Here is a 13,472-nt window from a genome sequence, read left to right on the forward strand (position 1 = left end):
AGGCTCCGCTACGAGCGGTCCGGCTCCGGATCCGCCTTGTCGACCGGTCCCGGCGCGAACACCATCAGCGTCACGTCGTCCCGTACGCGCCCCGCGTAGTCGAGCACGTCCGCCCACACGCGTTCCGCGAGCCCCTCGGGGTCCTCCGGTGCCGCGTCGGCCTTCAGCATCGCGGTGAGGCGCTCGACCAGCGGGTAGAACGTGCCGGTCGCGTCCCGGGCCTCGCACACCCCGTCGGTCAGGCCGAACAGCAGGTCGCCGTCGAGCAGCGGGACCGTGAGGCCCTCGGGCGGGGCGAGCCCGGCGATGCCGAGGCCGAGGGGCGCCCCGGACGGCACGTCCAGCTCGGTGACCTCGGTGCCGCGCAGGAGCAGGGGCTGTGGATGACCGCAGGAGACGATGCGGACCACGGAGGCGTCGTCGGGGAACTCCAGGAGCACCGCCGTGGCGAACAGCTCCGTGTGCTCCTGGTCCGCCGAGTCGACGACGAGCCTGCGGTCCAGCTGGCCGGCGACCCCCTCCAGGTCCGCCCGGTCCAGGACCGCCTCGCGGAACGCCCCGAGCAGCGCGGCGACCGTGCCGACCGCCGCGAGCCCGTGCCCCTGCACGTCGCCGATGAGGGCGCGCACCCCGCCGGGTCCTCTGCGCACGTCGAAGAAGTCGCCGCCGACGAGCGTCTCGTGCTGCGCCGCCTCGTACAGGCCCGCGCACCGCACCCTGCCGACGTGCTCCTGCAGCGGCGGCAGGACCGCGAGCTGGGCCGCCTCGGCGACCGTGCGGACCGTGACGAGCTGCGCCTCGCGGCGGCTGCGTACCCAGGCGAAGAGCACGCTGAGCAGCGCGATGAAGCTGATCGTCAGCTGGTCGCTGTTGCCCGGGTGGCCGAGCTCGAAGACCGGCAGGGAGAGCAGCGCGAGGACGACGGCGCCGACGAGGGCGGTCAGGGCGGGCCCGTACGACAGGGCGGCGAGCGGCGGGACGGCGGCGACGAGGAAGCTGAGGTCCAGCGTCCTGGGGGTGACCAGCTGGACGAAGGTGATCGCCAGCAGGAGCAGCGGCGGGGGCCAGCGCACCCAGGGCGGGGGTGGCGTACCGCGCAACAGCCAGTCGCGTTGGTCCGCCTCGCGCCGTCTGGCCTCGGCCCTGATCATTCCTTCACGCTCCTACGCGTACGCCACCCCCGCACGCCGGGCCGGTCCGTCGGGTGCCGTACCCCCTGTGGGCCGTGCGTACCCGTGGCGGTTCAGAGGGGTCGCCCCATGAGGACGTCGTCCACGTACGCGCCGTCCAGCAGGAACTCGCCGGGCAGCACGCCCTCGATGACGAAGCCCTCCGCCTCGTAGAGCTTGCGGGCCGGTGTGTTGTGGCCGAGCACGCGCAGGGTGATGCGGACCGCGCCCTGGCGGCGCGCCTCGTCCATGGCCGCGCGGATCAGCCGCCTGCCGACGCCGTGGCCGCGTGCCTCCTCGGCGACGGCGAAGCCCTGGATCTGGCGCACGTGCGCGTTGGCGAGCAGGGGGGTGGGATAGCCGAGCTTCACATAGCCGACGATGCGCCCCTCCGCCTCGGCGACCAGGTGGTCGCGGGGGCCGAAGCGGTCGTTGAAGAAGGGGTCGTAGGGCGGCTGGGGGCGGGGCTGGACCGCGTGGACCGTGGACCAGGTGGCGCGGTCGAGACGGGCGAGCGCGTCGTCGTCCTCGGGCCGTGCGGTGCGTATGTGCATGTCCGGCATGGCGCCACTGTACGGCCGCCGGGCCGCGCGCCACGGCTGTCTGCGCAGGGCAGGCACGTTCCCTGTTCCACGGGGCAGGATGGGAGCCATGGACACCACACAGTCGCGCGTCGCCGTGGCCGGCGCCTCCGGGCTCATCGGTACGGCGCTCACCCGCTCCCTCGCCGCCGACGGGCACGAGGTGGTGCGCCTGGTGCGCAGGGCGCCGCGGGAAAAGGACGAGGTGCGCTGGGATCCCAAGGAGGGGTACGTCGACACGGCGGGCCTCGCGGGTTGCACCGCCGTGGTCAACCTGGCCGGCGCGGGCATCGGTGACCACCGCTGGACGGACGCCTACAAGCGGGAGCTGCGCGACAGCAGGGTGCTCGGCACCAAGGCGCTCGCCGCCGCCGTGGCGTCGCTCGACGAGCCGCCGGAGGTATTCGTGAACTCCAGCGCGATCGGCTACTACGGGGACACGGGTCCGCGCGCGGTCGACGAGAGCGCGCCCGCCGGGCACGGGTTCCTGCCCGAGCTGTGCGTGGAGTGGGAGGACTCGGTGGCCGCCGCGCGGGACGCGGGCATCCGTACGGTTCTCGCCCGCAACGGCCTGGTCATCGGCCGCGAGGGCGGTGCGTGGGGCCGAATGTTCCCGCTCTTCAAGGCGGGGCTCGGCGGCCCTCTGGGCAACGGCAGGCAGTACTGGAGCTACATCGCGCTGCACGACGAGGTGGCCGCGCTCCGCCACCTCATCGACACGGAGACGCTGTCCGGGCCCTTCAACCTGACGGCGCCCGACCCGCGCACCAACCGCGAGATCACGGCCGCGATGGGGCGCGTGCTGCGCCGCCCCGCGCTCCTGCCCGCGCCCGCACCCGCGCTGCGTCTGGTGCTCGGCGAGATGGCGGGGGACGTCCTCGGCAGCCAGCGGGTGCTGCCGACCCGGCTCCTGGACTCGGGTTTCTCGTTCACGTATCCCGGCATCGACGAGGCCATCAGGGCCGCGCTGCGGTGAGGCGGGGCGCGACGGGGTGCGGCTCCGGGACCCCCGGCACCGTGCGACCTGCGTGCGACCGTGCCCGGTGCATGCGCGACTGCCGCCGACCGGAACCGCTCCTACCCTCGTGACCGACGCGGGTATTCCGGAGCCCTGTTGGGGGCATCAGCACCCCATCAGCCGCGCGACCTCGGGAGGGGCACGTGCCAGAGCATGCGCACCATGCGGACGTCGTCATCGTGGGAGCCGGGGCCGCGGGCCTCTCGGCAGCGCACCGGCTGACCAGCGCCGGTGTGACGACCGTCGTCCTGGAGGCCGCCCCGTGCGTCGGCGGCCGGATGTCGACGGAGAAGGTCGACGGGTTCCGCCTCGACAGAATCGGCCAGCTCCTCACCACCTCGTATCCGGAACTGCGCCGCACCCCCGGGCTCGGCTCACTCGTGCTGCGTCCCTTCGCGCCGGGCATCCTCGTGCACAGCGACGGCCGCCACCACCGGGCAGCCGAGCGGCTCCCCGCACGGAGCGCGAGGGGCGCACTCACCACAGCGCGCGCCCTGGCGAGCGCCCCCCTCGCGCCGCTGACCGCCCGGACCCCCGCGCGGACCGCCTCCGGCACGCCCCCGCGCTCCGCCCCACTCGGCACCCCGCTCGACCAGGCACGGCTCGGCTCGGCCCTCGCCCGGATCGCCGCGACCCCGGTCGACCGTCTCCTGGAGCGCCCCGAACTCCCCGCGGCCGACGCGCTCTCCGCCCGCGGACTGCCCTCCCGCACCATCGAGGGCTTCCTGCGCCCGCTGCTCTCCGCGCTGCTCTGCGACCCGGGCCTGACCACGTCGAGCCGGTGCGCGGACCTCGCCCTGCACGCCTTCGCGCGCGGCCGCCTCTGCCTGCCCGAGGGCGGCGCCGAAGCCCTGCCCGAGCACCTCGCCGCCGCCCTGCCGCCCGGCGTGGTCCGCACCGGCGTCCGCGTCACCTCGGTCTCCACGAGCTCCGTCAGGACCGCCGAGCACGGCGCGTTCACCTGCCGCGCCGTCCTCCTCGCCACCGACGCGCGCGCCGCCGCCGAGCTCCTGCCCGGCCTGCGCGTACCGCCGTTCCACGAGGTGACGGTCGTCCACCACACTGCGCCCGAACCGCCGCTCGACGGGCCCGCGTTGCTCCTGGACGCGGACCGCGGGGGCCCGGTCGCGCACACCGCGGTCATCAGCCAGGTCGACCCGTCGCGCGCCCCCGTCGGCCGCGTCCTGGTCTCCTCGACCGTCCTCGGCCCGCCCCCGGAGGAGTCCGCCGTCCGCGCGCACCTCGCCGCGCTCTACGGCACGCCGACCGACCGCTGGGAACGCCTCGGCGTCCACCACACCCGCGAGGCCGTGCCCGCGATGCCGCCCCCGCATGACATCCGGCGGCCCGTGCGGCTGCTCTCCGGGCTCTACGTCTGCGGGGACCACCGCGACACCAGCACGGTGCAGGGCGCCCTGCACTCGGGCCGGCGCGCGGCCCACGCCGTCCTCACGGACTTCGGCATCACGCCCTCGTACGCGCGGGAGACGCTGCCCACCGCGGCCTGACCCGTCCGCGCCCCCGCCCTGATCCCCCGGAGGCCCCCGTGTGGGGGCCGGAGGACTTCAGCCGAGCGCCGCGACCCTGTCGCGGTACCCGCGCACGGGTGCCGCGTCCCGGTAGGGCTCCAGACGGCGCTCGAACTCGCGCACGTACTCGTACGCCCGCGCGGACCGCATCTCGCCCGCCGCCTGCGCCGCCTCCGAACCCAGCTGGCAGGCCGTCTCCAGCTCACCGAGCCCGAGGCGCGCGGTGGCCAGCACCACCCGGCAGAAGAGCCGACTGCGCGCGAAGGCGGGGGCGCGCAGCTGGAGCGAGCGCTCGGCGTGCTGGGCCGCGGCGCGGTACTGCTGCAGGTCGCGGTAGCTGTGCCCGAACTCGTCCGCCAGCTGCGCCTCGTCGAAGAACCGCGCCCAGTGCGGCACGTCGTCGCCGGGCCGCGCCGCCTCCAGGGACCGCTCGGCCCGTACGAGCGCCGCCGTGCAGGCCCGCACCTCGCCGAGCACGCCGTGGCCCCGCGCCTCCGCGGCGTACAGCAGGGACTGCACGACGTGCGGCGCCGCGGAGCCGACGCCCTGCTGGGCGACCCGCGCGAGCTGCACGGCCTCGCGTCCGTGGCCGAGGTAGACGGCCTGGCGGCTCATCGTGACCAGCACGTACGACCCGTATGCCCGGTCGCCCGCCGCCTGCGCGAGGCGCAGCGCCTGGACGAAGTACCGCTGGGCGAGACCGTGGGCCGCGATGTCGTACGACGTCCAGCCCGCGAGACGGGTCAGGTCGGCGGCGGCCCCGAAGAGCCTGCGCCCGGCCTGCTCTCCGTAGACCCCGCGGAGCATCGGCTCCGCCTCGTGCTCCAGATAGCGGACGAGGGCCTGGCGGGCGTGCCCGCCGCCGTACGCGTGGTCGAGGGCGCGGAACAGCTCGCCCACGGAGCGCAGCGCCGCGATGTCCCCGTTGCTGACGCGCAGGCCGGGACCGCGCTCGGGGCCCTGCCGCTGCCGGGGCACGGCGGGGCGGCCCTGTGCGGGGACGCGGGCCGGGTGCGGGTCGACGTCGCCGCGGCCGACGCGTTCGTCGGCGCGGCCGATCAGCCAGTCCCGGCTGGGCACCACGAGCCCGGCCGGGGTGAAAGCGATCTTCCGGAGCTCCGCGTGGCTCCCCGAGTCCTTGCGCCACAGCCCGCCGACGATGTCGACGGCCTCCTCGGGGGTGGCCGCGAACTCAAGACCGGCGTACACCGGGGCGCACGCGTCGAGACCGAGGTCCTGGGCGGAGAGCCGGCGCCCGAGCCGTCTGGTGAAGACCTCGGCGATCAGCGCGGGTGTGGTGCCTCTGGGCTGCTGGCCGCGGAGCCAGCGGGTCACGGACGTCTTGTCGTAACGCAGGTCCAGGCCGTGCTCGAGGCCCAGCTGGTCGACGCGGCGGGCGAGGCCCGCATTGGAGAACCCTGCTTCCGAGATGAGCGCGGCTAGCTGGCGGTTCGGGGTGCGCTGCGGGGGTCGTTCCGTCATCGGCTGTGCGGTCTCCTGCCTTTCGGGCCTGCCTTGAGCAGCCCTTATGGCCTCGTGAACGGCGTGAATGTAGCGGCCGTGGCAGCCCGTGTACGCACCTTGCGGGGCCTTTCATCCGATCGTGTGAGGAACCCGGGCCGAGGTTGCCGCCCGAGGGGGCCCGTACAGTGGCAGGGGCGCGATATGTGCACGGTGAACGTTCAGGGAGGCACCTGCCGTGAGTGAGTTTCGGTTCGTCCGGCTGGGCTTCGGCCCGGACGCCGTGGAGTACCAGGAGGCGTGGGACGAGCAGCGCCGCGTGCACGCCGCCCGTTTCGCCGACGAGGTCCCCGACACGTGTCTCCTCCTGGAGCACCCGCCGGTCTACACGGCCGGCCGCCGCACCGCGGAGAGCGAGCGCCCGCTGGACGGCACCCCCGTCATCGACGTGGACCGCGGCGGCAAGATCACCTGGCACGGTCCGGGCCAGCTCGTGGGCTACCCGATCCAGAAGCTGCCGCGCCCGGTGGACGTCGTGGCGCACGTACGCCGCCTCGAAGAAGCCCTCATCCGCACCTGCGCGGAGTTCGGCCTGGAGACCACGCGCGTCGAGGGCCGCAGCGGCGTCTGGGTCCTCGGCGACCCGGTGGAGCAGCGCCCCGCACTCGGCGGTCTCTCCCTCGACTTCGACCCGCGGCTGCAGGACGACGAATTCGACGCACGGTTCAACGGTCCCGAGTACGCCCCCTCGAACGCGGGCCAGCGCCGCGAGGACCGCAAGATCGCCGCGATCGGCATCCGCGTCGCCAAGGGCGTGACGATGCACGGCTTCGCGCTGAACGTGAACCCGGACAACACCTGGTTCGACCGGATCATCCCGTGCGGCATCCGCGACGCGGGCGTGACGTCCCTCTCGTACGAGCTGGACCGCGAGATCACCATCGCCGATGTGCTGCCGGTGGCGGAGCGCCATCTGCGGGACGTACTGGAGAACGCGGAGCTGAAGCCGCGTGCGGTCGAGAAGGCCACCGTCTAGGGCCACTGTCCGGAGCAGAGCGGGCTCAGGGGAATGCACCCCGTTGGCCAGAGGTTGGCCAGAAGTAAGCCCAACGACATCACGGGCGTACCCTGGTGTGCGCCGAAGAATCGAAGCTACAGGGAGCCGATGTGTCCGCAGTCGCACCCGACGGACGCAAGATGCTGCGCCTGGAGGTCCGGAACGCCCAGACCCCCATCGAGCGCAAGCCCGAGTGGATCAAGACCCGGGCAAAAATGGGCCCCGAGTACAACGCCCTGCAGAAGCTCGTGAAGACCGAGGGCCTGCACACGGTCTGCCAGGAGGCAGGCTGTCCGAACATCTACGAGTGCTGGGAAGACCGCGAGGCCACGTTCCTCATCGGCGGCGACCAGTGCACCCGGCGCTGTGACTTCTGCCAGATCGACACCGGCAAGCCGCAGGCCCTCGACCGCGACGAGCCCCGCCGCGTCGGCGAGTCCGTCGTCACGATGGACCTGAACTACGCCACCATCACCGGCGTCGCCCGCGACGACCTGGAGGACGGCGGCGCCTGGCTCTACGCGGAGACGGTCCGCCAGATCCACGCGATGACGGCCGAGCGCCCCGAGGGCTACACCAAGGTCGAGCTGCTCATCCCCGACTTCAACGCCGACCCCGACCAGCTCGCCGAGGTCTTCTCGTCCGAGCCCGAGGTCCTCGGGCACAACGTCGAGACGGTCCCGCGCATCTTCAAGCGCATCCGCCCCGGCTTCCGCTACGAGCGCTCCCTCGAGGTCATCACGAAGGCCCGCGAGGCCGGCCTGGTCACCAAGTCCAACCTGATCCTCGGCATGGGCGAGACCCGCGAAGAGGTCAGCGAGGCGCTGCGCCAGCTGCACGAGGCGGGCACGGAGCTCGTCACGATCACCCAGTACCTGCGCCCCACGCCCCGGCACCACCCCGTCGAGCGCTGGGTGAAGCCCGCCGAGTTCGTGGAGCTCAAGGAGGAGGCCGAGCAGATCGGTTTCTCGGGCGTCATGTCGGGCCCGCTGGTCCGTTCCTCGTACCGCGCGGGGCGCCTGTACCAGATGGCGATCGAGAAGCGCGGGGCGTACGTGGCGTCGCAGGCGGTGTGACGCGGGCACGTGCCCCGCACGCGGACCGTGTGTGAATCGGCGCACAAGCTCCTACCGCCCAGTAGTGGCCGTAATGGCGCGGCCCGTGCGATCCCCGCAGGTGAAGGGGACCGTACGGGCCGCGTCATCGTTTCGGGCCGCAACGTCAACGTTTCATCGGCGTTTGACCACCCGGTCACGCCCTGGTAACACCAATCAGTGACGTTGGTACTACCGCACGTACAGCCCTACCCATAGGCGTACGTACAGCCTCTCCCCCGTCTCGAGCCGCTCTCCAGGAGGGCCCCATCATGCAGGCCGCGCCCGTTCGCGCCACGCAGGTTCGCACGACCGCCACGTCCGCCGCGCCCGTCCGCGCCACCGCGATCCCGTCCGTCGCCGACGCCCTGCGCGCCGTCGAGTCGCTGCTGATGAGCGGCGGCCAGCGCACGGCCCGCCGCAACGCCTGGACGTCCGTCCTCGAGGACCGGCGCCGCGCCAAGGACCGCGTCGAGGCGCTGCGGGTGCTCGAAGAGGCGGGGACGGCAACCCGCACGTCGTAGCCGCGGCCGGGGCCACGTAGACTTCATCGCATGGCGAGGAAGGAATCCACCGCGGCGGATGCGGCCGCGGAGCCAGGGCGACTCAAGCAGATCGCTCTGACCTACAAGATGACCCGGCGGGCCGACTCCAAAATCGGTCTCATCATCGCGGCTGTGGGAATCGTCACCTTTGGTGTCTTCCTCGCGATCGGCTTCTGGGTCGATCACCCGATCTACCTGGGCATCCTCGGCTTCCTGCTCGCCTTCCTCGCGATGGCGATCGTCTTCGGACGCAGGGCCGAGCGGGCCGCCTTCGGTCAGATGGAGGGCCAGCCCGGTGCGGCGGCCGCGGTGCTCGACAAGATCGGCCGCGGCTGGACGACGACCCCCGCGGTCGCGATGAACCGCAGCCAGGACGTGGTGCACCGCACCGTCGGCAAGGCCGGCATCGTCCTGGTCGCCGAGGGCAACCCGAACCGTGTGAAGAGCCTGCTGGCCTCCGAGAAGCGGAAGATGGCCCGCATCGTGGCGGACGTCCCGGTCCACGACGTCATCGTCGGCACGACGGAGGGCACGGTCTCCCTCAAGAAGCTCCGCACGACGCTCCTGAAGCTCCCCCGCGTCCTCACGGGCCCCCAGGTCACGGCGACGAACGACCGCCTGCGCGCGATGGGCGACCTCATGTCGAACATGCCGCTGCCAAAGGGTCCGATGCCGAAGGGCATGCGGATGCCTCGGGGCGGCCCGAAGGCGAAGTAACTCCTCCTCTACGACGATGAGGGCCCCGGAACCGATCGGTTCCGGGGCCCTCATCGTCGTAGAGGAATCCGTCTAGACCCGCACCTGCACGGACCGGGACAGGCGGTCGTGCAGACCGCGGCCGTCGCGGTCCCAGATCAGGGCGGGGACGACGAGGCACAGGAGGACGCTGCGGAGCAGGACCCAGCCGGGGGCGAGGCGGCCGCCGCTCTCGGAGATGACGCGGAGCCGGAAGAGGGCCTTGCCCGGGGTGCAGCCGACCGTGCCGACGGTCAGCACGCTCATGACGAAGAAGATCCCCAGGGCCCAGTTGCCCATGGCCTGCTGGTCACCGCCCGCGAACAGACCGTATGCGATCACCATGCACAGGCCCCAGTCCACGGCGATGCCGCCCATGCGGCGGCCGGGGCGTGCGATCGATCCCGGCCCCTCCTCGGGCAGGCCGAGCTGCTGGCCCCGGTATCCGAAGTCGACTCCGGCTTCCTCGGCGGCGGCGCGGGGGCCGGACAGCCACGATCCGATTGCTTGCCTCTTGTCCACCCGTCCAAGGTACTGCGCGGCGTGTCCGCCGGGGACGGCCGGGGTCGGCAAGGGGCGCACGCCACACCCGGCCCGGTTAACTTCGACGAAACAAATGGGTCATGCTTGAGAAATCCCCCGTCCCTATGGTCGGGTCCCAGCGTGTGCCACCCGCACTGGCCGCACAACGAGCTGCAACCCCGTCCCGCCCCGGGCGGGAGTAGGAGGAGTTGGATGTTGTTCCAGAACGCCGACGACGCAAAGAAGTACATCGCGGACGAGGACGTGAAGTTCGTCGACGTCCGATTCTGCGACCTGCCCGGTGTGATGCAGCACTTCACGATCCCGGCGGCGGCGTTCGACCCGGACGAGGAGCTCGCCTTCGACGGTTCGTCGATCCGCGGCTTCCAGGCCATCCACGAGTCCGACATGGCGCTCCGCGCCGACCTGTCGACGGCTCGCGTGGACCCGTTCCGCCGGGACAAGACCATCAACATCAACTTCTTCATCCACGACCCGATCACGGGCGAGCAGTACAGCCGTGACCCGCGCAACGTCGCGAAGAAGGCGGAGGCGTACCTGGCCTCCACCGGCATCGCCGACACGGCGTACTTCGGCCCGGAGGCCGAGTTCTACGTCTTCGACAACGTCCGCTTCCAGACGTCGGCGAACGAGAGCTTCTACCACATCGACTCCGAGGCGGGCGCCTGGAACACCGGTGCGGTCGAGAACAACCGCGGCTACAAGGTCCGCTACAAGGGTGGTTACTTCCCGGCCCCGCCGGTCGACCACTTCGCGGACCTCCGCGCGGAGATCTCCCTCGAACTGGACAAGAACGGCCTCCAGGTCGAGCGCCAGCACCACGAGGTCGGCACGGCCGGCCAGGCGGAGATCAACTACAAGTTCAACACGCTGCTCGCCGCGGCCGACGACCTGATGCTCTTCAAGTACATCGTGAAGAACGTCGCCTGGCGCAACCAGAAGACCGCGACCTTCATGCCGAAGCCGATCTTCGGCGACAACGGCTCGGGCATGCACGTCCACCAGTCGCTGTGGTCCGAGGGTTCCCCCCTCTTCTACGACGAGCAGGGCTACGCGGGCCTGTCGGACACCGCGCGCTACTACATCGGCGGCATCCTGAAGCACGCGCCGTCGCTCCTCGCGTTCACCAACCCGACGGTGAACTCGTACCACCGCCTGGTCCCCGGCTTCGAGGCCCCGGTCAACATGGTCTACTCGCAGCGCAACCGCTCCGCGGCCATGCGTATCCCGATCACGGGCTCGAACCCGAAGGCCAAGCGCGTCGAGTTCCGCGCGCCGGACCCGTCCTCCAACCCGTACCTCGCCTTCTCGGCGCTGCTCCTCGCGGGCCTCGACGGCGTCAAGAACAAGATCGAGCCGCCGGAGCCGATCGACAAGGACCTCTACGAGCTGGCTCCCGAGGAGCACGCGAACGTCGCCCAGGTCCCGACGTCCCTCCCCGCGGTCCTCGACGCCCTTGAGGCGGACAACGAGTACCTGCAGGCCGGCGGCGTCTTCACGTCCGACCTGATCGAGACGTGGATCGACTACAAGCGCACGAACGAGATCGCCCCGATCCAGCTGCGGCCGCACCCGCACGAGTTCGAGCTGTACTTCGACCTCTGAGCCGCTGAGCGGAGCCCCGTCACTCTCCCTGGGGAGGGTGGCGGGGCTTTGTCGTAGGCGCTTCCGGTCGCCACGGCCGACCGGTACCGCACGAAGCTGTGTCAGCCCGCGCGCCTTGCGGGTTTCCGCGCCGCAGCGGCCCTGCGGTCGTCCCCCGCCGGGGACGGGGCCGGAGTCGGCGTCGGCTGTTCGGGGAGTGGACGGTCGTGGACCACGTTCTTCATGACCAGGGTCGACGTCAGGCGTTGGACGCCGGGGAGCTTGGCCAGCTGCTGGTCGTAGAGCTGCTGGTAGGTGGCGAGGTCGGCCGTGGCTACGCGGAGGAGGTAGTCCGGTTCGCCGAACAGGCGTTGGGCCTGGGTCACGTGCGGGACCGCCGCCACCGCCGCCTCGAACGTCTCCACCGTGTCCCGGTCCTCCCAGCGCAGCGTGGCGAAGACGAGGGCCTCGAAGTCCAGGCCGACCGCGGCAGGATCCACCACCGCTCGGTAGCCGCGGATCGCGCCCGCGCGTTCCAGGTCGCGGAGGCGGCGGTGGCAGGGCGAGACGCTGAGCTTCACGCGCGCCGCCAGTTCCGTCACAGTGAGGCGGCCGTCCAGTTGCAGCTCGGTAAGAATTTTCCGGTCCATGGCATCCATGGGGAGATTCTCCCCCTGTACGGCCGCTGCCCGGGAATTTTCGGGAACACTTTTGGGCTCGTCGCTCCTAATCTTCCCCGTGGAGTTGGAAGTTCTGACGGAACGGGACACAGGTACATGAATACGGCGACAGTGGCGGCCTTTCTCGCGGTGGATCTGCTGCTGATCTTCACGCCGGGCGCGGACTGGGCGTACGCGATCACCGCGGGGCTCCGGGACCGGTCCGTCGTTCCCGCGGTCGCCGGGCTCATAGCCGGATACGCGGGGTACACCCTCCTCGCCGTCGCGGGACTCGTGGTGATCGTGGCCAGTTCGGCGACCGTCCTCACGGTGCTCACCGTTGCGGGTGCCGGATATCTGGTGTGGCTGGGGTGGGGGGTCGTGCGGGCGCCCGTCACCCCCACGGCGGCGGCAACCGGTACGTCCGAGGGCGGGGGCGCGTCCTCGGCGTGGCAGGTCGCCCTCAAGGGGGCAGGGACGAGCGGGCTCAACCCCAAGGCGCTTCTGCTGTACTTCGCGCTGTTTCCGCAGTTCATCGACTCCGCGAGCGACTGGCCCGTCGCCGCGCAGACCGGGCTGCTCGGCACGCTCCACATGACGGCCTGCGCCGTCGTCTACCTCGGCGTCGGCGTCCTGGCGCGGACCGTGCTGAAGGCCCGGCCGTCCGCCGCACGGGTGGTGACCCGGGCCTCCGGTGCCATGATGATCGCCATCGGCGGGTTCCTGTTGGTGGAGCAGCTGGCCGGCTGACGAACCCGCGAACAGCCATCGAGGGGAGACGTCACGTGCAGGAGGAAGGCCTTGGCCAGGACGGGGCTGCCGGGCCCGCGGTGCGCAAGCGCGTCATGGCCAGTTTCGATCGGCAGGGGCTCATGCGTCACCTCGGTGCCCGCATATCCCACATCGCTCCGGGGCGCGTACACATCACGCTTCCCGCGCGGCCCGAAGTCACCCAGCAGAACGGGTACTTCCACGCCGGCGCGACCAGCGCCATCGCCGACAGCGCGGGTGGTTACGCCGCCTTCACGCTGTTTCCCGAGGGTGCGGACATCCTCACCGTCGAGTACAAGATCAATCTCCTCGCGCCCGCCGCCGGTGATCACATCGAGGCCGTCGGGACGGTACTGAAGGCCGGACGGACGCTGACCGTATGCCAGTTGGAGGTCCACGGCGTGCAAGGGGACGGCTCGCGCACGCTCGTTGCGCAAGGGCAGCAGACCCTCATCCGCGTTCCGCCCACGGACGTATGATCCCGCTCCTAGAATTCGGCGCCGAGAAACGGTTGTTGGGGCCGCCGGACGTCGAAGGCGAGGTGTGGGCCGCGGAGTTCCACTGATACGTGGCCGCCGCCCTGGAGAACGGTGCGGTAGTACGTCGTCAGGCGGCCCGTGTCGTCCAGGACGTGGAACGCCACCGCCGGGAACAGGTCTCGGTGGACGTGGTGGTCTCCACCCTCCGCCTCCCCTGGGAACCCCGGTCCCACCCCACCCACCGCCG

At 71.7% G+C, this 13,472-nt stretch carries 14 protein-coding genes and 1 pseudogene; 9 read left to right on the forward strand and 6 right to left on the reverse strand.

Annotation, left to right across the window (positions count from 1 at the left end; translation table 11 throughout):
* Positions 1–8 precede the first annotated feature (8 nt).
* Positions 9–1,151, reverse strand: a complete 1,143-nt coding sequence (locus DEJ47_RS10035) for a PP2C family protein-serine/threonine phosphatase (protein ID WP_150166998.1) — start codon at positions 1,149–1,151, stop codon at positions 9–11.
* A 92-nt stretch (positions 1,152–1,243) separates the two neighbouring features.
* The gene (locus tag DEJ47_RS10040; protein WP_150167000.1) at positions 1,244–1,732 is read right to left on the reverse strand and encodes a GNAT family N-acetyltransferase; all 489 of its coding nucleotides are present in this window, start codon (positions 1,730–1,732) and stop codon (positions 1,244–1,246) included.
* A gap of 88 nt (positions 1,733–1,820) precedes the next feature.
* Between DEJ47_RS10040 and DEJ47_RS10045 the strand changes: the two genes are divergently transcribed.
* Both DEJ47_RS10045 and DEJ47_RS10050 read left to right on the forward strand, forming a co-directional pair.
* Complete coding sequence (locus DEJ47_RS10045; protein WP_398333560.1) at positions 1,821–2,726, forward strand: TIGR01777 family oxidoreductase; 906 nt, start codon at positions 1,821–1,823, stop codon at positions 2,724–2,726.
* Between the two features lie 185 nt (positions 2,727–2,911).
* Positions 2,912–4,276 carry an NAD(P)/FAD-dependent oxidoreductase gene (locus tag DEJ47_RS10050; RefSeq protein ID WP_150167004.1) on the forward strand — a complete coding sequence of 455 codons (1,365 nt, stop codon included), beginning with the start codon at positions 2,912–2,914 and terminating at the stop codon, positions 4,274–4,276.
* A gap of 57 nt (positions 4,277–4,333) precedes the next feature.
* Here DEJ47_RS10050 and DEJ47_RS10055 read toward each other — a convergent pair whose 3' ends face one another.
* On the reverse strand, positions 4,334–5,779 hold the full coding sequence (locus DEJ47_RS10055) for a regulator (protein ID WP_150167006.1): 1,446 nt from the start codon (positions 5,777–5,779) through the stop codon (positions 4,334–4,336).
* Positions 5,780–5,996: 217 nt separating this feature from the next.
* On the opposite strand from DEJ47_RS10055, the gene lipB reads away from it, so the two are divergent.
* The 4 genes from lipB to DEJ47_RS10075 all read left to right on the forward strand — a co-directional run bounded on the left by lipB (position 5,997) and on the right by DEJ47_RS10075 (position 9,171).
* On the forward strand, positions 5,997–6,794 hold the full coding sequence (gene lipB / locus DEJ47_RS10060; RefSeq protein ID WP_150167008.1) for a lipoyl(octanoyl) transferase LipB: 798 nt from the start codon (positions 5,997–5,999) through the stop codon (positions 6,792–6,794).
* A gap of 131 nt (positions 6,795–6,925) precedes the next feature.
* Positions 6,926–7,891, forward strand: coding sequence for a lipoyl synthase (locus DEJ47_RS10065; protein ID WP_150167010.1), 966 nt, complete (start codon positions 6,926–6,928; stop codon positions 7,889–7,891).
* A 290-nt stretch (positions 7,892–8,181) separates the two neighbouring features.
* On the forward strand, positions 8,182–8,433 hold the full coding sequence (locus DEJ47_RS10070) for a hypothetical protein (protein ID WP_150167011.1): 252 nt from the start codon (positions 8,182–8,184) through the stop codon (positions 8,431–8,433).
* Between the two features lie 30 nt (positions 8,434–8,463).
* Positions 8,464–9,171, forward strand: coding sequence for a DUF4191 domain-containing protein (locus DEJ47_RS10075; protein WP_150167013.1), 708 nt, complete (start codon positions 8,464–8,466; stop codon positions 9,169–9,171).
* A 72-nt stretch (positions 9,172–9,243) separates the two neighbouring features.
* On the opposite strand, the gene DEJ47_RS10080 is transcribed toward DEJ47_RS10075, so the two are convergent.
* Positions 9,244–9,711: an RDD family protein gene (locus DEJ47_RS10080; protein ID WP_150167015.1), complete on the reverse strand. Its 468-nt coding sequence runs from the start codon at positions 9,709–9,711 to the stop codon at positions 9,244–9,246.
* 216 nt (positions 9,712–9,927) lie between these two features.
* Here DEJ47_RS10080 and glnA point away from each other — a divergent pair, with 216 nt between their 5' ends.
* Positions 9,928–11,337, forward strand: coding sequence for a type I glutamate--ammonia ligase (gene glnA, locus DEJ47_RS10085; RefSeq protein ID WP_150175532.1), 1,410 nt, complete (start codon positions 9,928–9,930; stop codon positions 11,335–11,337).
* A gap of 191 nt (positions 11,338–11,528) precedes the next feature.
* On the opposite strand, the pseudogene DEJ47_RS10090 reads toward glnA, so the two are convergent.
* A pseudogene (locus DEJ47_RS10090) lies at positions 11,529–11,975 on the reverse strand (Lrp/AsnC family transcriptional regulator); the annotation flags it as partial.
* A gap of 117 nt (positions 11,976–12,092) precedes the next feature.
* Here DEJ47_RS10090 and DEJ47_RS10095 point away from each other — a divergent pair.
* Together DEJ47_RS10095 and DEJ47_RS10100 are read left to right on the forward strand one after the other, a co-directional pair.
* Positions 12,093–12,725: a LysE family translocator gene (locus DEJ47_RS10095; protein ID WP_150167019.1), complete on the forward strand. Its 633-nt coding sequence runs from the start codon at positions 12,093–12,095 to the stop codon at positions 12,723–12,725.
* A gap of 95 nt (positions 12,726–12,820) precedes the next feature.
* Entirely contained in the window at positions 12,821–13,225 is a 405-nt protein-coding gene (locus DEJ47_RS10100) for a PaaI family thioesterase (protein WP_150175533.1), read from the forward strand.
* 8 nt (positions 13,226–13,233) lie between these two features.
* On the opposite strand, the gene DEJ47_RS36375 is transcribed toward DEJ47_RS10100, so the two are convergent.
* Positions 13,234–13,458: a hypothetical protein gene (locus DEJ47_RS36375; protein WP_190415352.1), complete on the reverse strand. Its 225-nt coding sequence runs from the start codon at positions 13,456–13,458 to the stop codon at positions 13,234–13,236.
* Between the last annotated feature and the right edge of the window lie 14 nt (positions 13,459–13,472).

Origin of the sequence: Streptomyces venezuelae, from assembly GCF_008642355.1 — a bacterium.
Lineage (GTDB): Bacteria > Actinomycetota > Actinomycetes > Streptomycetales > Streptomycetaceae > Streptomyces > Streptomyces venezuelae_B.